This is a genomic window from Nocardioides coralli (assembly GCF_019880385.1).
In the GTDB taxonomy this organism is placed as follows: Bacteria; Actinomycetota; Actinomycetes; order Propionibacteriales; family Nocardioidaceae; genus Nocardioides; species Nocardioides coralli.
This window is the reverse complement of the sequence record NZ_CP082273.1, coordinates 2,050,157-2,070,137: the sequence shown is the minus strand read 5'-3', so window position 1 is coordinate 2,070,137 and position 19,981 is coordinate 2,050,157. Positions and strand designations below refer to the sequence as shown.

Below are 19,981 nucleotides of genomic sequence, written 5' to 3'. Positions count from 1 at the left end.
GTCGGCGTGGGAGCTTGAGTGGTTTCGTGGCTCGTCGCCAGGGCTCCTCGCACCTCAACCTCCGGCTTAGCCGGCGCTCCTCGCACCCCGACCTCCGGCTTCGCCGGCGCTCCTCGCAACGACCCGTCCGATCTCGACCACACGTTGGTCGAGCCTGTCGAGACCACCTCGTCTTCCACGCGTACGAGGCGCGACGGCCGTGAGAGCGAGATCACGCAGCTTGCCGGCCCGGCCCCTTCTCACGACCGCTGGCCGTCATCCGGGCGTCACATGGAACGGCTAGATTCTGGGCCATGTCCGAGGTCGAGGAGGAGACCGCACAGCCGCCGCGGCACTGGGAGGCCGACGTCCTGCTGCGGGACGGGCGGACCGCCCACCTGCGCCCCGTGCGGCCCGGTGACGGCGAGCTGCTGGTCGCGTTCTACTCGCGCGTGTCCGAGGAGTCCAAGTACTTCCGCTTCTTCACGCCCATGCCCCGGCTGTCGGACCGCGACGTCCAGCGGTTCATCACCGTCGACCACAGGGACCGGGTGGCGATGGTGATGGAGGTGGGCGGACACATGATCGCCATCGGTCGCTACGACGTGGTCGAGCCGGGTCAGGCGGAGGTGGCCTTCCTGGTGGAGGACCGTCACCAGGGCCGTGGGATCGGCCAGCTGCTGCTCGAGCACCTCGCGCAGGCGGGTCGCGAGAACGGCATCGAGCGGTTCCACGCCGAGGTGCTGCCCGACAACAAGAAGATGCTCGCCACGTTCCGCGACGCCGGCTACCGCGTCGCCAGCGACTACGAGGACGGCGTGATGGAGGTCGAGTTCTCCATCGACCCCACCGACACGTCGGTGGGCGTCATGGTGTCCAGGGAGCACCGCGCCGAGTCGGCGTCGATCCAGCACTTCCTGCACCCGCGGTCGGTCGCCGTGGTCGGCGCCAGCCGTCGCCAGGACACCATCGGCCGGGCGTTGGTGCGCAACCTGGTCACCGGCAACTTCGTCGGCCGTGTCTACGCCGTCAACCCGACCTCGGAGGCGGTCTCGGGCATGCCGACCTACCCGACGGTCAACGACGTCCCGGGGGACGTCGACGTCGCGATCGTGGCCGTGCCGGCCGACGCGGTCCAGGACGTCGTCCTCGACTGCGCCGCCAAGGGCGTCCACGGCCTGGTCGTCATCTCCTCCGGGTTCGCCGAGACCGGGGAGGAGGGCCGGCAGCGGCAGCGCCGGCTGGTCGGTCTGGCGCGCTCCTACGGCCTGCGGCTGATCGGCCCCAACGCCCTCGGCATCATCAACACGAACCCGGCGATCTCGCTCAACGCCTCCCTGTCGCCGTTGATGCCGCCCGGTGGACGCGCCGGGTTCTTCTGCCAGTCCGGTGCGCTCGGCTCGGCGATCCTCGAGAAGGTCAACAACCGTGGCCTGGGCCTGTCGACGTTCGTCAGCGCCGGCAACCGCGCCGACGTGTCCGGCAACGACCTGCTGCAGTTCTGGGAGGAGGACGGCGACACCGAGGTGGTGCTGCTCTACCTGGAGTCGATCGGCAACCCGCGGAAGTTCTCCCGGATCGCGCGCCGGGTGTCCTTGCGCAAGCCCATCATCGCGGTCCGCTCGGGCCGGACCACCCAGGGCGTGCCGATGGGCCACGCGGTGCGCCAGTTCTCCGCGCCCGTGCAGGCGGTGGACGCCATGTTCCGCCAGGCCGGGGTGATCCAGGTCGACACCCTCGACGACATGTTCGACGTCGCCCAGCTGCTCGCCCACCAGCCGCTCCCTCGCGGCCGTCGCGTGGCCGTGGTCGGCAACTCCGACGCGCTGGGGCTCTTGGCCGCCGACGCCGCCAGCGAGGTCGGGCTCGTGGTCAGCAAGTCGGTCTCCCTCGGCGCCGAGGCCGGCGCCGACGACTTCGAGGACGCGCTCGACGCAGCGATCGACGACCCCGACGTCGACGCGGTGGTCGCCGTCTACATCCCCCCGCTCAACGTGTCAGGCGAGGACGTCGCCAACGTGCTGGCCGCGGTGGGGGAGCAGTCCGACAAGCCGCTGGTCTCCTCGTTCCTCGGGGCCGAGGGCGTGCCCGAGCTGCTGAGGGTCCCCGACGTCGCCGGCCGGGCGGCCGGTCGTGGCTCGGTGCCGTCCTATCCCGGGGTGGAGGCGGCCGTGCGCGCGCTGGCGCGCGTGGTCGGGTACGCCGTGTGGCTGCGGACCCCCGACGGCGCCGCGCTCGACACCAGCGACATCGACCTGGTGGCGGCTCGCCGCCTCATCGGGGAGGCCCTGCACCAGAACCCCGACGGGGTCGACCTCGACCCCGAGCAGGTCTCCCAGCTGCTCGCGGCGTACGGCATCACCGTCTGGCCCGAGATCCCCGTGGCCACCCTCGAGGAGGCGGAGAAGGCAGGTGGAGACCTGGGCTGGGACGTGGTCCTCAAGGCGACTGCCGCCCACCTGCGCGAGCGTCCCGACCTCGCCCACGTGTGGCGCAACATCGACACCCGCGAGGAGATGCGCGACGCGTGGAGGTCGCTGCAGGAGCTCATCACCGATGCCGACGCCGCCGGGTTCGTGGTGCAGCGCAACGCCCCGCCCGGCATCCCCGTCGCGATCTCGAGCATGGAGGACCCGCTCTTCGGACCCGTGGTCTCCTTCGGCATCTCGGGGCCGCTGACCGAGCTCCTGGGCGACCGCTCCTACCGGATCCCCCCGATCCGTGAGCACGACGCGGAGGCGATGGTCCGCGAGATCAAGTCCTCACCCATGCTGTTCGGCTACCGCGGCTCGGAGGCGGTGGACGTCGGCAACGTGGAGCGGCTGATCCTGCGGGTGGCCCAGCTGCAGCACGACCTGCCGCAGGTCAGCGCGCTCGACCTGCCCCTGGTCCTGGCCGGCGCCGACGACCTGACGGTGCTGCGCGCCACGATCCGCCTCGATCCCGTCGCCCAGTCGCGGTCGGACTGGTTCGCCCGCCGGATGCCGACCATGCCGGGCGACACGGGCTCGGGGTGACGCGGCGTGACAGGATGCTGAGCATGCGCACCCGCACCCACGAGGACCGCGACCGGGCCGCCGAGCTCCGCGACGCGATCGACCGCACCGGCTACTACCCCGAGGTGGTCGCCGACGGGGTGCGGTCCGCGCTCGCGGGTGAGCAGGTGGTGTCCTTCCACCTCCACCACGAGCCCACCTTCGACCGTGACGAGGTACGCCGGCACCTGACCGTCGTCGTGCTGACGCCGACGCGGCTCGTGCTGGCCCACACCGACGAGCACCAGGGTGACGACCTGCTGCCCGAGCCCTACACCTCGACCTCCACGGAGGCGATCGCGCTGTCCTCGGTGAAGTCGGTCGTGGTCACCCGGATGGTCACCAGTCCCGCGACGGGGGAGGGCCAGGTCGCGGAGGCCGTCCTCACGATCGGGTGGGGTGGCGCCGGCCGCCTCGACCTCGAGCCGGCGTCCTGCTCCGACCCGCAGTGCGACGCCGACCACGGCTACACCGGCAACTTCACCTCCGACGACTTCTCGCTGCGGGTCTCCGCCGCGGCCGAGGGTGCGGATGCCGTCACCCGGCTGCTCGCCTTCGCCGACTCGCTGTCGGCACGCACCCAGTCGGCGTGAGCGAGCTCGTCGAGCCCGCGTACGGCGACCGCACGCTCGGTGACGTCCTCCCGGCGGTGGCCGCCGCCCTCGGCACGCCCATCGGCGACCCGACCGGGGTGACGCTGCCGGAAGCCCCCGGCTACGTGGTCTTCCTCGTCGACGGGCTGGGCGCCGAGCTGCTGCGCCGTCACGCGCACGCGGCACCCTTCCTCGCGTCGCTGCTCGAGGAAGGTGAGACGGCCACGGCGGGCGTGCCCTCGACGACCGCCACCAGCCTCACCTCGCTGGGCACGGCGCTGCCGCCTGGTAGCCACGGTCTGGTCGGCTTCACCTCGCGGGTGCCCGGCACCGACCAGCTCCTCAACGCGCTGCTCTGGGACGCCGACGTCGACCCGGTGGCCTGGCAGCCGCACCCGACGGCCTTCGCCCGGATCGCCTCGGCGGGGGCGACCGTCACGACGGTCAACAAGCGGGAGTTCCGGGGGAGCGGACTGACGGTCGCGTCCCAGCGGGGTGTCGACTACGTCGGCGCCGACCGCGTCGGTGAGCGGATCGCCGCGGTGCTGGCCGCGTCCGCGACCGGGCCGTCACTGACCTACATGTACGACGCGGACCTCGACTGGACCGGGCACCGGTTCGGTGTCGCCTCCACCCCGTGGCTCCAGCAGCTGGGCATGGTGGACGCCGAGGCCGAGCAGCTGCGCGACGCGCTGCCGGCCCAGACCCGGCTGCTCGTCGTGGCCGACCACGGGATGGTCGACTCGCCGCCGGAGAGCCGGATCGACATCGACGACCACGCCGAGCTGCGCGACGGGCTGGCGCTGGTGGGCGGGGAGGCCCGGTTCCGGCACCTCTACGTGCAGCGGGGCGCCGTCGACGACGTGGCGGCCAGCTGGCGCGAGACGCTGGGAGAGCGGGCCGAGGTGCTCACCCGCGACGAGGCGATCGCCCGTGGCTGGTTCGGGGCGGTCGAGCCCGCGGTCCGGCCCAGGCTGGGCGACGTGGTCGTCGCGGCGACCGGCGACACCGCGGTGCTCTCGTCCTCCTCGTTCCCCTACGAGGCGACCCTCGTGGGCCTGCACGGCTCGCTGACGCCGGCCGAGATGCTGATCCCGCTGCTGGTCTGCTGAGACTCACTCCGGCTCGTTGTGGTGGTGGCCACCCACGTGGAAGGACGACGCGATCCCGTCGTACATCAGGTGGGCGACCAGCCCCTCCGCGGCGTGGGTGAGGTTGTGGCAGTGGTCCATCCAGATCCCAGGGTTGTCGGCCAGGACGGCGACCTCGTAGGCCTCACCGACGCCGACCTCGAGGGAGTCGGTCCACCACGGGCTGCCGGTCGCGGGCTCACCGTCCCGTGAGAGCACCAGGCCGTGATGGCCGTGGAGGTGCATCGGGTGGGTGTCGTCGCTCTCGTTGCTGATGGTGAACACCGCCACGTCTCCCTCGGTGACCATGTACATGGGGATGTCGGGGTAGAGACCGCCGTTGACGGTCCACCAGATCCCGGGCCGGCCGTCGAGGAAGCCGGGCCGCTTGCCGATGGTGTACTCGAAACGACGATCGGGGTTGTCGACGTCGAAGGGGGGCGGCTTCGGCTCCCCGTAGGTGAGCAGGTCGAGCGTCTCGTCCGGCCGGGTCGACCTCGTGGCTCCCGCATCGGCGCCACCGATCGCGAGCGAGGGGCCACCGGAGAAGTCCACCCGAGCTCCTCCGGCGGGGACGGTGAGGCCGAGGTCGACCCGCCCACCGGCGGGGACCGGGACCGCGACGTCCGCCAGGTCGCTCGGCTCGTGCACCTCGGTGCCGTCCACGGCCAGGACGCGGAAAACCGTCCCCGGCAGCCAGAGGGACGCCATCCCGTTGTCGGTGTTGACCACCCGGAGCCGGACCTGGTCGGCGGGCGCCGCGTCGAGCACGGAGACGCCGGCGTCGCCGTTGAGGGTGCCCTCGGCGCCGTAGCGGTGCAGCACGGCGACCTCGTCGACGTCGGGTTCCTCGGCCGGCCCACCCTCGGGGGTGACGACGAGAGCGCCCAGCAGCCCCCGCTGGACCTGCTCGTGGGAGACCTGGTGGGAGTGGTACCAGAAGGTGCCGGCGTCCTCGGCGACGAAGCGGTAGACGTACTCCTCACCCGGCATCACGGCGTCCTGGGTGACCCCGGCGACGCCGTCGGCGGCGTTCGGGACGTCGACGCCGTGCCAGTGGAGCGTCGTCCCGTCCTCGACGTCGTCGTTGACGAGCGTGACCTCCACGAGGTCGCCCTGCGTGACGCGCAGGGTCGGCCCCGGGGTGGTGCCGTTGACGGTGATGCGGTCACCCTCGTCCCGCACCGTCAGCGTCTCGCGTACGTCCGCGGGCCGGTCCGGGCCGGTCAGCTCGGCGACGGGGATGCCGTGGGCGTGGTGGCCGGAGGCGGCACCCAGTGCCCCCACCGGGCCGTCGCCCCACTCCGCGTACCCCATGGAGGCGAGGTCGAACGTGTCGGGCAGGAGGCTGGCCTTCCACAGCCACGCCAGCGGCAGCACGAGGGCGGCTGTGGCGGCTCCCGCCACCCACAGCCGCCAGTGCCGGGTGAACACCCTCAGCCGGGGAGGGTGGCGGTGGTGCCGGGAGAGTCGACCTTCACCGAGGCGGCCCGCTTGCCGGCGCCCAGCGCGGCACCCATGAGGACCAGGGCGTTGATGCCGTGAAGTGCCCCGAACCCGGACCCCACCTCGCGCGCCAGGGCGGGCAGCACGACCACCTGCAGCGCGACCAGCACGAAGACGGTCACCGCCAGCATGACGCCGCCGGGCACCTTGGCGAAGAACGACACGATGAGCATGACGAGCGCGAGGAGCGGGATGACGAGCAGCCCGATGATGCCCGCGTGGATGATGAAGCCCCACTCGGCGACGCCGAACGAGTCCCCGCTCTCCATGAACGCCTTGTCGACGACCCCGTTGTCGTTCCGGATCCAGTTCGAGAGGCCGAAGAACGCCCACGCGATGGCGCCGGCCTGGACGACCACGAGCACGGCGATGGAGTTGGCCAGGAAACGGTAGGTGCTTCTCATCTCTTCCCCCTGTCAGCTCTGAGAGACACATGGTGGTGACCACGACGGTCCCACAACCTGCACCGTGAACCGGGAGCGGCGCGAGCGATTATCCCGGTTGGGGGAAGAGTGGTCTGGACCGGTCAGCCGAAGGGGAGCGGCTCGGGTGCGAGGCTCACGGCCTTGGCCCGGGCGGCGGTGAGCCGCCGCCGGTGGTGCTGGCGGCACAGCACCTCGTAGGCGACCTCCGGCCGGTCGGCGGGCACGCCGTCGAGGGACTCGACGTCCCCGACCACCACGACCGCGCCCTCGGTGACCATCACGCCGTTCTCGGTGCGCGCGTTGTGGGTGGCACGCTTGCCGCACCAGCACAGTGCCTCGACCTGCAGCACGTTCATCCGGTCCGCGAGCTCCACCAGGCGGGCACTGCCCTCGAAGAGGGCGCTGCGGAAGTCGGTGAGAATGCCGAACGCGAAGACGTCGACCTGGAGCTCGTCGACGACCTTGGCGAGCTGGTCGATCTGGTCGCGGGAGTAGAACTGGGCCTCGTCGCAGATCAGGTAGTCGATCCGGCCGCCGCGCGTGAGGCTGTCGACCACGTAGCGCCAGAAGTCGAAGTCGGCCGCCACCTCGATCGCGTCGTGGGTGAGTCCGAGCCGGCTCGAGAGCTTCGCCTCACCGGCCCGGTCGTGCGTGGTGAAGATCCTGCCCACGCGTCCGCGAGCCGCGTGGTTGTGGTTGGTCTGCAGCGCGAGCGTGCTCTTGCCCGAGTCCATGGTTCCGGTGAAGAAGTGCAGTTCCGCCACGGGGCGGGATCCTGCCACAGCGCCGTCGGCGAGGATGGGGCGCATGACGGGTCCCCTCGTGACGGTGTCGGAGCTGGCGCAGCTGCTCGGGAAGGTGACCGTGCTCGACGTGCGGTACCGGACCGGGGGAGCGGCCGGGCCGGCCGAGTTCGAGGCCGGACACGTCCCGGGAGCGGCGTACGTCGACCTGGACGCCGACCTCGCCGCGCCCCCGGGTCCGGGTGGCCGGCACCCGCTCCCGGATCCCGCGCACTTCGCGGCCGCGATGCGGCGAGCAGGGGTGTCGACGGGCCGGCCCGTGGTCGTCTACGACGACTGGGGCGGCCGCGCCGCCGCCCGGTGCTGGTGGCTCCTGCGGCACCACGGGCACCCCGACGTCCGGGTGCTCGACGGGGGTTGGGCTGCCTGGTGGCAGTCCGGTGGCGCCGTGGCGCCCTACGAGGACGAGGTCGGACCGGCGAGCCCGTACCCGGGCGACTTCGAGGCGGCTGCCACCGGCGCCATGCCGCTGGTCGGCGCCGACGAGGTCCTCGACCTGGACCTGCTGGTCGACGCCCGTGCCCCAGAGCGGCACCGCGGCGAGGTCGAGCCGATCGACCCCGTGGCCGGCCGGATCCCGGGGGCGGTCAACGTGCCGACCGAGGCCAACCTCGACGAGGAGGGGCGCTTCCGGTCGGCCGCCGAGCTGAGGGAGCTCTACGAGGGTGTCGGTGTGCGACCCGGGGCCACCACGGCGGCGTACTGCGGGAGCGGGGTCACGGCCTGCCACGACCTGCTGGCGATGGAGGTGGCCGGCCTCTCTGCGGCGCTGTACGCCGGCAGCTGGTCGGGGTGGATCACCGACCCGTCCCGGCCGGTCGAGACCGGCTGACCAGCGTCCGGGTCGTCCTGCGCGGCTCAGACCCGCACGTAGCGGTTGCCGTCGGTCGGTTCCGGGGGTGTCTCCCGCTCCACCTGCTGCGGCTGGTCGACGGTGCCGGCCGCGTCGAGCCAGGCCACGGTGCCGACGACCGACAGCACGAGGGTGGTCGCCACTCCGACGACAGCCCGGGTGACTGGCACGGGTCCAGCATGGCCGCGTCTCGTGCGTCGACGGGGCGTCGACGGCCGCGCTACCCAACATGAGGGACCGACCGCCCGCGCCGGCCCGTGGACAGGGTCCCGGGTCCGTGGCAGCGTGGCAGGAGGATCCCGAGGAGGGACACCATGGAACAGTCAGCAGCACCGATGGCCTGCCCCGACTGCCACGCGCTCACCGACGACCTCGACGCTCACGAGCGCTGGCACACGCGCCTGGTGCGGGACATCGCGGTCGCCGTCACCCAGCACGAGGCAGCGCGCGGCAGCCGCACCGGCTGACCCCGGTCGCCCTTGGCGCCACGGCGACGAGGCCGGGTGCCGCGGTAGTCGGCCGCGCCCTACCAGTGGACGCCGCGGAAGAGGCGGGCCAGCATGATCTGCTCGGACTCGCGGCCGCCCTTGGCGGAGTCCTCCCCGCGCGCGGCGGCGGTCACGACCCGGTGATCCCGTGTTCTAGCCGGACAGACGCACCTGGTCGACCATCGGCCGCATGCCCATCGCGCTGGCCTCGGTCTGGAGGTAGGAGCGCCAGTCCCCGCGATCGTCGACCAGCTGCCGGTCGACGAGCTCGAGAAGGGCGGCGTAGCCCCACATCTCGATCCACCGGTAGGTGTCGGGCAGCCGCCGGCAGCGTGCGGGTGCCTCCTCGAGGAGGGCCACACCACTGGACACGTCACCTTGGTCGATGCTGACCAGCCCCAGGGTCCGCACGGCCAGCGACTCCCAGCACGGGTCGCCCACCTGCTCACCCGTCACCAGGGCGTGCTCGGCCAGCTCACGGCTCCGGGAGGTGTCGCCGCGCATCCGCGTGGACTCGGCCAGGAGCGCCTCGGGGAAGGGCAGGAACCCCGTCCAGTCGAGCGCGCGGGCTACGTCGAGGGCCCCGCGCAGCGAGTGGTGGGCCTCGTCCGCCTCTCCGGCGAGGAGCTGCGAGCGCCCCAGCATGGTGCGGGCGAACGACTCTAGGCGCAGGTCGCGCTCCGCCGCTGACTTCTCCAGCGCGCTCTCCAGGAGCAGGCGAGCGCGGGGGGTGTCGCCGACGTCGTCGGCGGAGGCCCCGTCGTAGAGGTCCACCCAGCCCAGTCCGGACGTCCCGGCGTCGGCAGCATCGCGGGCGCGCCCGAACCAGTGTGTGGCGCGGTCGTAGCGACCGCGCAGGAAGTCGACGTACCCGATCTCGCGGCGGGCCACGACCGCGAGCGGCGCGTCGCCGACCTGCTCGGTCAGCGGCACGGCCTCGTGCAGCATCGCCAGCCCCTCCTGGTCGACGCCGCGGACCCCATGGATGAGCGACGACCCGAGCGACACGAGCGCCCGGGCGAGCAGCGGCTCCTCCCGCAGGGCCCGGGCCGCGAGGACCGCACCCTGGAGGGAGCGGAGGCCGGTGTCGATTGCGCCGGCGTTGACCGCCGACTCACCGGCCTCGATCTGGGCGAGGACGGCGGCCGAACCCGAGTACTGCCGGTCTCCGCCCAGCGGCGCGGCGACCGCCGACCAGAGGGCATGGGTGGGCTCGACGCCCAGCTCCTCGCGGAGCCGGGTGGCGGCGTCCTGGGCCGCTGCGCGGGCGTCTGCCACGCGGCCGTCGGCGCGCAGGCAGCGGACGAGCAGCGCTGCGGCGTTCTCGTCGAGCGGTGCCGCCTCCACGACGCGGCGGGCGTGGGCCAGCGCGCGCTGGGTGTCGCCCCGCCCCAGCAGCGCCAGCGCAGCCTCCTGCCGTACGTCGTGCGCGAGCTGCCGCAGGTGGCGGCGCTCCTCGTCGAGCCAGACGGCGAGGTCGGTTCCCGGCTCGGGCCGGATCGTGGCCAGGAGCTCCTCGTCGAGACCCGGCAGCTCGGCGGCGTCGGCTGCGCCGCCGTCGAGCCGCGCCAGGTCGACGTCCACGTCGGCCGGGACCGTGGCCACGACCGGGTCGCCGGCCACCTCGATCCCCAGCCTGCGCAGCTGCGACAGGTTCCAGCGGAGCGCCGCCGCGGGGTCGGTCGCGTCCAGGAAGAGCAGCCGCTGCAGCCGCTCCCGCGACGGGGGTCGGTCGCCGAGCAGGAGCAGCGCGAGCAGCAGCCACGGCTTGTGCCCGCGGACCTCGACGCGTTCGCCGTCGCGGACGGCGGCCGGGCTGCCGAGCAGGGATATCGCGGTGGTCACGTCTCCTCCTGCCGGGAGTATCCGCCCGGTCTCAGCGCAGCGCCAGCGCGGCGTCGGCGGCCAGCGCCAGGAACTCGCGCGCGGCCTCGGGGTCCGCGATCCGCGCTCCCCGCAGCAGCGGACGCGATGCTCGGGCGAAGTCGGCCTCACGGACGATCGGGGGCATCGGGGTGCTGCTCTCGGCGCGCGGGGTCCCCAGCGTGTCCCGCAGCCGCTCGGCGGCGGCGGTGACGAGTCGGCCGGCCCGGAGCCAGCCCGGGTCGTCGGGTCCGGCGTCGGTCATGATCCGGAGCAACGTGGTGGTCGCGGCCTGGACGTCGTGGACCGTCGGGACGACGAGGACGTCCTGGGTGGGGTGAGTGTCGGTGTGAGTGGTGGTGCGGGTTGCGGTGATGGTCATGGTGCTCGCCTCCTGTGGTGGTGCCCGCACCGTAGGAGTGGCCCGTGTGACGCATCGTGTGACGCCGCGCGGCCCCGTCGGCGACGTACCAGCCGTCACCCACGAGGGCGTCGAGCCGCGACCGTCGCGACCAGCCCGCTCTGACCCTCCCCGGGCTGGACGACCTGCGCCGCGAGGCGCGCCTGTCCCGGCCGCATCGGCACTCGCCCCGGCCGGGGCGGGGACTTCAGGCACCTACCAGTGGACGCCGCGGAAGAGGCGGGCCAGCATGATCTGCTCGGACTCGCGGCCGCCCTTGCCGGCGTCCTCCCCGCGCGCGGCGGCCGAGTCCGGGAAGACGTGGTAGGCCATGTTGAGGACCCGGAACGACGTCTTGGGTGCGACCGTGTGGGCGACCGCCCCGGCGTTGCCGAGCACGGTGTTGATCTCGTGTGGCCGCTCCACCATGGCCTTGATCACCAGCTCGGCCGCCTGGGCGGGGCTGATCGTCGGGAAGCGGTCGTAGAGCTTGGTCGGGGCGATCATCGGCGTCCGCACCAGCGGCATGTGGATGCCGGTGAACGTGATCCCGTCCCCGACGAGCTCGGACGCGACGACGTTGCTCCAGGAGTCGAGCGCGGCCTTCGAGGCGACGTACGCCGAGAACCGCGGCGGGTTGGTCTGCACCCCGATCGAGGAGATGTTGACGATGTGTCCGCGGCGCTGCTCGCGCATAGTGGGGAGCAACCCCATGACCAGCCGGATCGCCCCGAAGTAGTTGAGCTGCATGGTGCGCTCGAAGTCGTGGAACCGGTCTTCGGAGAGGCGCAGCGACCGTCGGATGGAACGGCCGGCGTTGTTGACGACGAAGTCGATCGTCGGCAGCTCGGTGGTGATGTCCTTGCAGAGGCCGTCGATCGCGTCGAGGTCGGTCAGGTCGCACGGGAAGACGTAGGCCGTGCCTCCGCGGTCCTCGATCGCGGCCGCCGTCGCCTCGAGCTTCTCCTTGCCGCGGGCGACGAGGACGGGTACGGCGCCGGCCTGCGCCACCTTGAGCGCCGTGACCTGGCCGATCCCCGAGGAGGCGCCGGTGATGACGACGTACTTGCCCTGGAGCGCCTGGCGAGCGGCGCGGTTGCGAGCCGTGGACGTGTCGAGGTGGGCCTCCCAGTAGCTCCAGAGGGTCCGCGCGTAGGACTCCAGGTCAGGGACCCCGATGCCCGACCCGGCCAGCGCCTTCTCGGTGCGGCGGGAGTCGAAGGTGGCGGTGAAGCGGGTGTGCGACAGGACCTCCGCCGGGACGCCGAGCCGGGCGATGGTCTGGTCCAGGAGCAGCTGAGCGGGCGCGCTCCGGACGACGCTCGTGAGGATCGAGGAGGGGCGGAGCCGGCGCGGGATCAGCGCGAGCGGTCCGGCGGTCGTCGCGCGCCGGTCCAGCGGCGTCGCGAACTGGGGCGCGCCCGCTGCCGCGCAGAACAGGTTGACCACGTCGACGACCGGCTGCGGCTCGGGGTTGACGAGGTGGAAGGCCTGACCGTCGAGGCCGGGCTGGTGGGCGATGTGGTCCATGGCCTTGGCGACGTAGTCGACCGGCACGACGTTGGTGTCGCCGAGGTCGACGCCGACCAGCGGCAGCCACGCGGGCAGGTTGTCGCGCAGCAGCTTCATCATCGGGAAGAAGTAGTAGGGCCCGTCCACCTTGTCGATGGCGCCGGTCTGGCTGTCACCGACCACGATCGAGGGGCGGTAGACCCGCCACGGGACGGTCGCCTCCTCACGCACGATCTTCTCCGACTCGTACTTCGTGCGGTGGTAGGGCGAGGGGAGCGGTTGACCCTCGTCGAACATCGATTCGTCGAAGTGGCCGTGGTGGTCACCGGCTGCGGCCACGGACGAGACCTGGTGGAAGCAGGTGACGGCGAGGGCGGCGGCGAGGGCGAGCGCGTTGCGGGTGCCATCGACGTTCATCGCGTCGTTGGTCTCGTCGTCGGCCGTGATGTCGTAGACGGCGGCGAGGTGGAAGAAGTGCTCGATGCTGTCTCCGTGCTGGGCGATCCACTCGGCGTCGACGCCGAGGCGGTCGGCGGTCAGGTCGCCCACCACCGGCACGACCCGGTCGGTGTCCCACCGCTCGATCAGCCGCTGCATCCGCGGGAGCGACCCTTCGCGGACGAGCACGTACACCTCGCCCTCACGGTGGTCGAGCAGCTCCTGGACCAGGAAGCGTCCGATGAAACCCGTAGCACCCGTGACGAAGTACGACATGGGCGGATGTTACCGCCGGGGAACGATCCCCAGCCCCGGCCAAGCCCCCCACCTCGGTCGACAGGCTCGACCGGCGTGGGTCCGACGGGGGTCAGTCGGCCTTGCCGCCCCCGAACATGATCTCGTCCCAGCTCGGCACGGAGGCACGGCCGCGCTTCTTGGCGGGCCTGCGGCGTACCGGTTCCTCGGCGTCCTCGCCGCCCTCCTCGAGGTCCGAGGGCGGTGCCGCGGATTCCTCAGGGTCCCCGGACGCCGCCCCGGTGTCGGGAACCTCGGTCGTCGGTCGATCGGAGTCGACGTAGGCCTCGACCGGTTGCTCGGACCCGAGCTCGGTCGGCTCGTCCTGCACCAGCGAGAGGGCGTCGTCACCCAGCGGCAGCTCGGAGTCGACGCCCTGGGCGGCCGCGCGTCGGGCACGGGCCCTCGTGAAGTCGTCCTCGGCCGTCGGCGGCTCGGGTTCCGTGGCGGCGTCACCGACGAGCCAGGTGGCGTCGTCGTTCTCGGCCACGACGTAGTTGCCGGGAGCATCGAAGGTGAACCGGGCGGTGCCGCTGCGGGCTCCGGCGGCGAAGTCGGCGGTCAGCGACCACTTGCCGTCCTCGCGACGGGCGGAGTCCCACTCGACCAGCTCGGGGTCGACGTTGCGGCCGCGCAGGTGCGCGGACACGGCCTCGCCGAGGGTGCGGGCACCACCGGGCTGGCCGCCGGTACGGCGCACGGACGAGCGCTGGGCGCGGTCGGCGACGTGCTGCCGCTCCGCGATCACCGGCGCTGCGAACGGCATGATGGCCTCGACGGTGGTGTGGGCGGCCTGCGCCACCGCTTCGGGGGTCTCGCCGGCCCGGATCCGGGCCTGGATGTCGCGGGGGCGGAGGGCGCTGTCCATCTTGATCTCCAACTGGCCGAGACGAGCTTTTTCGCCGCGGAGTGCGGCCCGGAGACGCTGGTCGACATCCAGGGTGAACTCGACTCCCTTGTCGCTGACCAGCAGCAGGCGCTTCCCGTCGTCGCTGATGCCAGCGAGCGTGAGATGGGCCATCGCCTGGGTAACTTCTTCCGTTCTCGGTGGTCGCTTCCGGTGCGCTGAGCCTACGCCAGCGCAGGGCGGCGGAGGTGCCACCGCTCGGCGCGCCGCGCGGGTAACCTCCGGGCGTGTCCCCGACCCTCGTCGTCCTGGACCTCGCCGGGATCTTCGTGTTCGCGATCTCCGGTGCGCTGGTGGCGGTGCGCAAGGAGCTCGACGTGTTCGGCGTCCTCGTCCTGGCCGGCACCACCGGGCTGGGCGGCGGGTTCCTGCGCGACGTCCTCATCGACGCCACGCCGCCGGCCGCGCTCGCCGACTGGCGCTACCTGCTGGTCCCGGTCGTGGCAGGGCTGGTCACCTTCGTCTACCACCCGGCCGTGGGTCGGATGGAGCGGCAGGTCAACGTCTTCGACGCCTTCGGGCTGGCGTTCTTCTGCGTGACCGGCGCGCTCAAGGCCGTCGAGTTCGGCCTCGGCCCGCTGCCGGCGGCGCTCATGGGGATGGTGACCGGCATCGGCGGCGGCATGGTGAGGGACGTCCTCGCGGGCCGGGTGCCGGCTGTCTTCCGCGGCGAGCTCTACGCCACCCCCGCGCTGGCCGGTGCGGGCGCCGCCGTGGCGGCAGAGGCCGCGGGTCTCCCGGTGACGGTGTGCGCCCTCACCGGGGCGGCCGTCTGCCTGGTGTGGCGGCTGCTGGCGATCTGGCGGCACTGGCAGGCACCGCTGCCGTCCGGGCCCGCCAGCGTGTGAGCCTCAGTCGCCGAGGACGCGCCTGAGGTGGTCGTTGGCGAAGACCCGGTCGGGGTCCAGGCGCTCGCGCAGGGCCAGGAACTCCCCGAAGCGCGGGTACGCCGGCGCCAGCTCGGCGGCGGTCAGGGTGTGGACCTTGCCCCAGTGTGGCCGGCCGCCGTGGTCGCGCATGATCCGCTCCACGGCCGTGAAGTAGGGCACGTGGTCGGACCCCACCCAGGTGTGGAACGCGAGGTAGGCGGTGTCCCGACCGTGAGCCGTCGACAACGGCACGTCGTCACCCGGGCCGACCCGGATCTCGACGGGGAAGCCGATCCGCCACGACGAGGCGTCCACGGCACGGCGCGCCTCGGTGAGGGCCGAGACGGCTGCGTCGGCCGGCACGGCGTACTCCATCTCGCGGAAGCGCACGCGCCGCGACGCGGTGAGGACGCGGTGCGCGACGTCGGTGTAGGTGCGGTCGCCGAGCAGCCGTGCCGAGGCCCGGTTGAGGGTGGGAACGGCGGGCGGGACCAGGGCTCCCACGCGGTTGACGGCACCGAAGACGTGGTTGGCCAGCAGCTCGTCCTCGACCCAGGACCGCCAGCGGGGGAGCGGGGAGCCCTCGCTGGTGACCCGGTCGTTGGTCTTGAGGAGCATCCGGTCGGTGTGCGGGAACCAGTAGGCGTCGAGGTGGTCGTGGCTCGCGGCCAGCTCCAGCAGTGAGCCCATGCCCTCATCCCACGAGGCCGGGCGCTCGTGCGCCCGCAACCGGAAGAGCGGCAGTACCCGGAACGTCAGGGTGGTCAGCACGCCCAGGGCGCCGAGTCCGATCCGGGCCAGGTCGAAGACGTCCGGGTTCTCGGTCTCGCTCGCGACGACGACCTCCCCGGTGCCGGTGACCAGCTCGAGCCCGGCGAGCTGGCTGGCCAGACCCATCGCTGTGCCGCCCGACCCGTGGGTGCCGGTCGACACCGCCCCGGCGAGCGTCTGCTCGGCGATGTCGCCCATGTTGGCCAGCGACAGCCCCAGCTGCTCCAGCTCGTGGTTGAGCCGGTGCAGGGGCGTGCCGGCGAGTGCCGTGACGGTCATGGCACGGCGGTCGACGGCCGTGATCCCGGCCAGCTGGTGGGGCAGGAGCAGTGTGTGCTCGGGGGCGGCGATCGCGGTGAAGCTGTGTCCGGTGCCGACCATCTTCACCGTGGAGCCAGCGCCTCGGGCGTCGCGGACCGCGGACTCGACGTCGGCCGGAGTGCGGGGGGTGAGGACGATCTCGGGGCGGGCCGTGGCCAGCCCGGACCAGTTGCGCCACTCCACGTCCCGACCCTACTGACCGGAGCGTGGCACGGCCTGGGCCGCCACCGCCGCCACCGCTCCAGCCGCCAGCGCCACGAGGTACGCCGGCCCGGACCCGGCCCGGTCGACGACCAGGCCAGCCACCGCCGCGCCCGGGGCGACGCCCCCCACGATGGCGGTCTGCAGGACGGTCATCCCCTCGGTCAGCCGAGCCGGGGGGACGACCTGCTCGGTCAGCGACGTCGCCGCGATCAGGGTCGGGGCGATCGCGAGCCCACCGACCAGGAGCGCGAGGCCCATGATCGGCACCGACCCGATGAACGACAGCGGCGCCATGGCCGCGCACATCCCCGCCGCGCCCCACCGCAGCCGCACCGCGGGCCCCTGCCGCCAGTGGACGGCCCCCGTCACCACGCCGGCCGCGAGGCTGCCGAGCGCCCAGAGGGCCAGCAGCGGTCCGGCGTACACCTGGTTGCCGCGTTCCTCCGCCCAGGCGACGGTCACGACCTCAGCGGCGCCGAAGAGGCACCCGAGACCGACGGCGACGGCGAGCAACGGCACCAGCGTCCGCCACGGGAGGCCGGCGCGCGCCGCCGCCGGGTCGTCCTCGGCAGCCGCGCTCACCGGCGGCTCGGTGCGGCGCTGGAGGGCCAGCGCGAGCGTGCCGACCAGACCACTGGCCACCGCCGCCGCCAGCCCGACGCCCGGGTCGATGGCGGTGGCGAGGAGGGTGACCAGGATCGGGCCGGTGATGAAGACCGCCTCGTCGACCACCGCCTCGAGGGCGAAGGCGGTCTGCAGGTCGGCGGGTCGCCCGGCGAGGACGTAGGACCAGCGGGCGCGGACGCAGGCGCCCGCGGCCGGCAGGGTGGCTCCGGAGCAGGCGGCCAGCAGGTAGGTGGCCCAGCGGGCCCAGCCCGCGTCCACCGACACCACGAGGAGCCCCGACGAGAACGTGAACAGCACGGCGGCCGGCGCCAGCACGCGGGCCTGCCCCAGCCGGTCGAGCAGCCGTCCTTGCAGGATCGACAGGGTCGCGTTCGCCACGACGTACGCCGCAGACACCGAGCCCGCGAGGCCGTAGGAGCCGGTGCCGGCGGCGACCAGCAGCACGATGCCCAGGCCCATCATCGAGATCGGCAGCCGCGCGACGAAGGCGGCGGTCGAGAACCGGAGTCCCCCCGGGACGCTGAGGATCCGTCGGTAGCTGTCGAGCATGGCGAGCAGAGCCTACGGCCGACCCCGCCGTTGGAGCGCGCTCAATACGATGGCGTCCATGAGCCCAGACGTCAGCCCGTACGACGCCCTCCTGCTGGTGTCGTTCGGCGGCCCCGAGAAGCCCGACGACGTCCTCCCCTTCCTGGAGAACGTGACCCGGGGCCGCAACATCCCCCGCGAGCGGCTGGCGGAGGTGGGGGAGCACTACCACCTCTTCGGCGGGCGCTCCCCGATCAACGACCAGAACCGCGACTTCCTGGCGGCCATCCGCGAGGACCTCGCCGGGGCCGGGATCGACCTCCCCGTCTACTGGGGCAACCGCAACTGGGACCCCTACCTGACCGACGCGATGCGGGAGATGGCAGCCGACGGGGTGCAGCGGGCCGCGTGCTTCGTGACCAGCGCCTACTCGTCGTACTCCGGGTGCCGGCAGTACCGCGAGAACCTGGCGGCGGCCGCGACGGCCGTGCCGGGAGCGCCGCGGCTGGACCGGCTGCGCCACTACTTCAACCACCCTGGCTTCCTGGAGTCGGTCGTCGACGCGACGCTGGCCGCGATGGCCGAGCTGCCGGAGCGGGTGCACGAGGGGACCCACCTGGCCTTCGTCACCCACTCGATCCCCGAGGCCATGAACGACAGCAGCGGCCCCGACGGCGGCGCCTACGTCAAGCAGCACGCCAGCGCCATGGCCGAGGTGGTCGAGCGGGTGCGCCAGGAGACCGGCCGGCGGCCACCCCACGACCTGGTGTTCTGCTCCCGCTCTGGACCGCCGTCGGTCCCGTGGCTCGAGCCCGACATCAACGACCACCTCGAGATGCTGTCGCGCCACGGCACAGCGGGGGTGGTGATGGTGCCGCTGGGCTTCGTGTCCGACCACATGGAGGTCATCTACGACCTCGACACCGAGGCGATGACCACGGCCGAGAAGCTCGGCCTCCCCGCCGCCCGTGCCGCGACACCGGGCGTCGACCCGCGCTTCGTCGCGACCGTGCGCGACCTTCTCGTCGAGCGAGCCGCCGCCGAGCGGGGTGAGGACCCCGAGCGCCGCGCCCTCGGCAGCCTGCCCCCGTGCTGGGACCGGTGCGCACCCCACTGCTGCCCCAACCCGCGCCAGGAGCTGCCGACCGTCGGCGGCGAGCCGGCGTGACGCCCGACCCCGCCGAGCTGCTCGACGTCGCGTGCTCGGTGGCGCGGCAGGCGGCCGAGCTGGTCCGCCAGCACCGCAGCCACGGCGTCACCGTGGCCGACACCAAGAGCAGCAGCGTCGACGTGGTCACGGAGGCGGACCGCGCGAGCGAACGCCTGATCCGCAGCCTGGTGCTCGAGGCGCGCCCGGACGACTCGATCCTCGGCGAGGAGGGGGACGACCACGTCGGGACCTCCCCGGTCCGGTGGGTGGTCGACCCCATCGACGGGACCGTCAACTACCTCTACGGGATCCCCGAGTACGCGGTCTCGATGGCGGCCGAGGTCGACGGCCGGGTCGTCGCGGGGGTGGTCCACAACGTCGCCACAGGCGTCGAGTACGCCGCCGTCCTCGGCGGCGGTGCCACCCGCGACGGGGTCCCGCTGCGCGTCCGTGACGTCCCCCCGGTCCAGCAGCGGCTGGTGCTGACCGGGTTCGGCTACGACCGGGAGGTCCGTGCCGGCCAGGCGGAGCGGGTCGCGCGGCTGCTGCCGCGGGTGCGCGACGTACGCCGCATGGGCTCGTGCGCCCTCGACCTGTGCCACGTCGCGGAGGGCGCCGCGGACGGCTACGTCGAGGAGGGGCCCCACCCGTGGGACTGGAGCGCAGGTGCCCTGGTCGCGGCCGAGGCCGGAGCCACCTTCGCCCTGCTGCCCGGCTCGCTGGTGGCGCCGTGTGAGGGGCAGCCGGGCAGCGTGGTGGCTGCAGCGCCGGCGGCCGGCTGGGACGAGTTCACGGCCCTGCTGGCCGACTGCGGATTCGTGATCGAACCCCGGGAATAGGTCACGCCCCGGAACGGTTCTCGCGGACACTGGGTGAACCGGTGTGCGGTGCCCTGACCGGATGGTGCACAATCTGGCGCCGACGCAGACGACGTGATGGCGCCCAGCGGGCGGCTCAGGGGAGTGGAGAAGATGGCGACCGACTACGACGCGCCGCGCAAGACTGACGAAGAGCAGTCCGAGGAGAGCATCGAAGAGCTCAAGGCGCGTCGCCACGACAAGAACTCCGGCAAGGTCGACGAGGACGAGGCCGAGGCCGCGGAGTCCTTCGAGCTGCCCGGCGCCGACCTCTCCCACGAGGAGCTCGCCGTCGAGGTCAAGCCCAAGCAGGAGGACGAGTTCACCTGCATGAGCTGCTTCCTGGTCCGCCACCGCAGCCAGCTCGCGGACGAGAAGAAGATGATCTGCCGGGACTGCGCCTGAGCGTCTCCCCGGTCCCCGTCAGG

The 19,981-nt window shown here is 72.8% G+C and carries 19 protein-coding genes; 9 read left to right on the top strand and 10 right to left on the bottom strand.

The features are described from left to right. Positions 1–293 precede the first annotated feature (293 nt). From K6T13_RS10115 to K6T13_RS10105, 3 genes are read left to right on the top strand one after another with little or no spacing between them, the layout of a single operon-like run. Positions 294–2,996 (top strand): bifunctional acetate--CoA ligase family protein/GNAT family N-acetyltransferase, encoded by a 2,703-nt coding sequence (locus K6T13_RS10115; protein WP_222894461.1) that lies wholly within the window; start codon positions 294–296, stop codon positions 2,994–2,996. Between the two features lie 23 nt (positions 2,997–3,019). After that, on the top strand, positions 3,020–3,607 hold the full coding sequence (locus K6T13_RS10110; RefSeq protein WP_222894460.1) for a DUF5998 family protein: 588 nt from the start codon (positions 3,020–3,022) through the stop codon (positions 3,605–3,607). Then, positions 3,604–4,719: an alkaline phosphatase family protein gene (locus tag K6T13_RS10105; RefSeq protein ID WP_222894459.1), complete on the top strand. Its 1,116-nt coding sequence runs from the start codon at positions 3,604–3,606 to the stop codon at positions 4,717–4,719. Before K6T13_RS10110 ends, K6T13_RS10105 begins: the two co-directional genes overlap by 4 nt. A gap of 3 nt (positions 4,720–4,722) precedes the next feature. On the opposite strand, the gene K6T13_RS10100 is transcribed toward K6T13_RS10105, so the two are convergent. The 3 genes from K6T13_RS10100 to K6T13_RS10090 form a co-directional block, all read right to left on the bottom strand. Continuing rightward, positions 4,723–6,171 (bottom strand): multicopper oxidase family protein, encoded by a 1,449-nt coding sequence (locus K6T13_RS10100; RefSeq protein ID WP_249423720.1) that lies wholly within the window; start codon positions 6,169–6,171, stop codon positions 4,723–4,725. 2 nt (positions 6,172–6,173) lie between these two features. Further along, positions 6,174–6,647: a hypothetical protein gene (locus K6T13_RS10095; RefSeq protein WP_222894458.1), complete on the bottom strand. Its 474-nt coding sequence runs from the start codon at positions 6,645–6,647 to the stop codon at positions 6,174–6,176. Positions 6,648–6,769: 122 nt separating this feature from the next. After that, on the bottom strand, positions 6,770–7,432 hold the full coding sequence (locus K6T13_RS10090) for a thymidine kinase (RefSeq protein WP_222894457.1): 663 nt from the start codon (positions 7,430–7,432) through the stop codon (positions 6,770–6,772). Positions 7,433–7,475: 43 nt separating this feature from the next. On the opposite strand from K6T13_RS10090, the gene K6T13_RS10085 reads away from it, so the two are divergent. Beyond that, positions 7,476–8,303: a sulfurtransferase gene (locus K6T13_RS10085; protein WP_222894456.1), complete on the top strand. Its 828-nt coding sequence runs from the start codon at positions 7,476–7,478 to the stop codon at positions 8,301–8,303. Between the two features lie 26 nt (positions 8,304–8,329). On the opposite strand, the gene K6T13_RS10080 is transcribed toward K6T13_RS10085, so the two are convergent. Continuing rightward, the gene (locus K6T13_RS10080; protein ID WP_222894455.1) at positions 8,330–8,494 is read right to left on the bottom strand and encodes a hypothetical protein; all 165 of its coding nucleotides are present in this window, start codon (positions 8,492–8,494) and stop codon (positions 8,330–8,332) included. 144 nt (positions 8,495–8,638) lie between these two features. Here K6T13_RS10080 and K6T13_RS10075 point away from each other — a divergent pair, with 144 nt between their 5' ends. Then, the gene (locus tag K6T13_RS10075; protein ID WP_222894454.1) at positions 8,639–8,791 is read left to right on the top strand and encodes a hypothetical protein; all 153 of its coding nucleotides are present in this window, start codon (positions 8,639–8,641) and stop codon (positions 8,789–8,791) included. 174 nt (positions 8,792–8,965) lie between these two features. On the opposite strand, the gene K6T13_RS10070 is transcribed toward K6T13_RS10075, so the two are convergent. From K6T13_RS10070 to sepH, 4 genes are all read right to left on the bottom strand, one after another. Continuing rightward, positions 8,966–10,657: an AfsR/SARP family transcriptional regulator gene (locus K6T13_RS10070; RefSeq protein WP_222894453.1), complete on the bottom strand. Its 1,692-nt coding sequence runs from the start codon at positions 10,655–10,657 to the stop codon at positions 8,966–8,968. Positions 10,658–10,688: 31 nt separating this feature from the next. Next, positions 10,689–11,057 (bottom strand): hypothetical protein, encoded by a 369-nt coding sequence (locus K6T13_RS10065; protein WP_222894452.1) that lies wholly within the window; start codon positions 11,055–11,057, stop codon positions 10,689–10,691. 234 nt (positions 11,058–11,291) lie between these two features. Beyond that, complete coding sequence (locus tag K6T13_RS10060; protein ID WP_222894451.1) at positions 11,292–13,301, bottom strand: SDR family oxidoreductase; 2,010 nt, start codon at positions 13,299–13,301, stop codon at positions 11,292–11,294. 91 nt (positions 13,302–13,392) lie between these two features. Next, a complete protein-coding gene (sepH, locus tag K6T13_RS10055) occupies positions 13,393–14,340 on the bottom strand; it encodes a septation protein SepH (RefSeq protein WP_222894450.1) in 948 nt (315 codons plus the stop codon). 113 nt (positions 14,341–14,453) lie between these two features. On the opposite strand from sepH, the gene K6T13_RS10050 reads away from it, so the two are divergent. After that, positions 14,454–15,074, top strand: coding sequence for a trimeric intracellular cation channel family protein (locus K6T13_RS10050; RefSeq protein ID WP_222894449.1), 621 nt, complete (start codon positions 14,454–14,456; stop codon positions 15,072–15,074). Between the two features lie 3 nt (positions 15,075–15,077). Here the strand turns inward: K6T13_RS10050 and K6T13_RS10045 are convergent, their stop codons facing one another. Both K6T13_RS10045 and K6T13_RS10040 read right to left on the bottom strand, forming a co-directional pair. Next, on the bottom strand, positions 15,078–16,370 hold the full coding sequence (locus K6T13_RS10045) for a D-arabinono-1,4-lactone oxidase (protein WP_222894448.1): 1,293 nt from the start codon (positions 16,368–16,370) through the stop codon (positions 15,078–15,080). 9 nt (positions 16,371–16,379) lie between these two features. Continuing rightward, positions 16,380–17,567, bottom strand: a complete 1,188-nt coding sequence (locus K6T13_RS10040; protein WP_222894447.1) for an MFS transporter — start codon at positions 17,565–17,567, stop codon at positions 16,380–16,382. Positions 17,568–17,625: 58 nt separating this feature from the next. Here K6T13_RS10040 and K6T13_RS10035 point away from each other — a divergent pair, with 58 nt between their 5' ends. The 3 genes from K6T13_RS10035 (at position 17,626) to K6T13_RS10025 (ending at position 19,958) form a co-directional block, all read left to right on the top strand. Further along, positions 17,626–18,714: a ferrochelatase gene (locus tag K6T13_RS10035; RefSeq protein WP_222894446.1), complete on the top strand. Its 1,089-nt coding sequence runs from the start codon at positions 17,626–17,628 to the stop codon at positions 18,712–18,714. Continuing rightward, complete coding sequence (locus K6T13_RS10030) at positions 18,711–19,535, top strand: inositol monophosphatase family protein (protein WP_222894445.1); 825 nt, start codon at positions 18,711–18,713, stop codon at positions 19,533–19,535. The genes K6T13_RS10035 and K6T13_RS10030 overlap by 4 nt, the downstream gene beginning before the upstream one ends. Positions 19,536–19,667: 132 nt before the next feature. Continuing rightward, positions 19,668–19,958, top strand: a complete 291-nt coding sequence (locus tag K6T13_RS10025) for a DUF4193 domain-containing protein (protein ID WP_222894444.1) — start codon at positions 19,668–19,670, stop codon at positions 19,956–19,958. Positions 19,959–19,981: the final 23 nt, after the last annotated feature.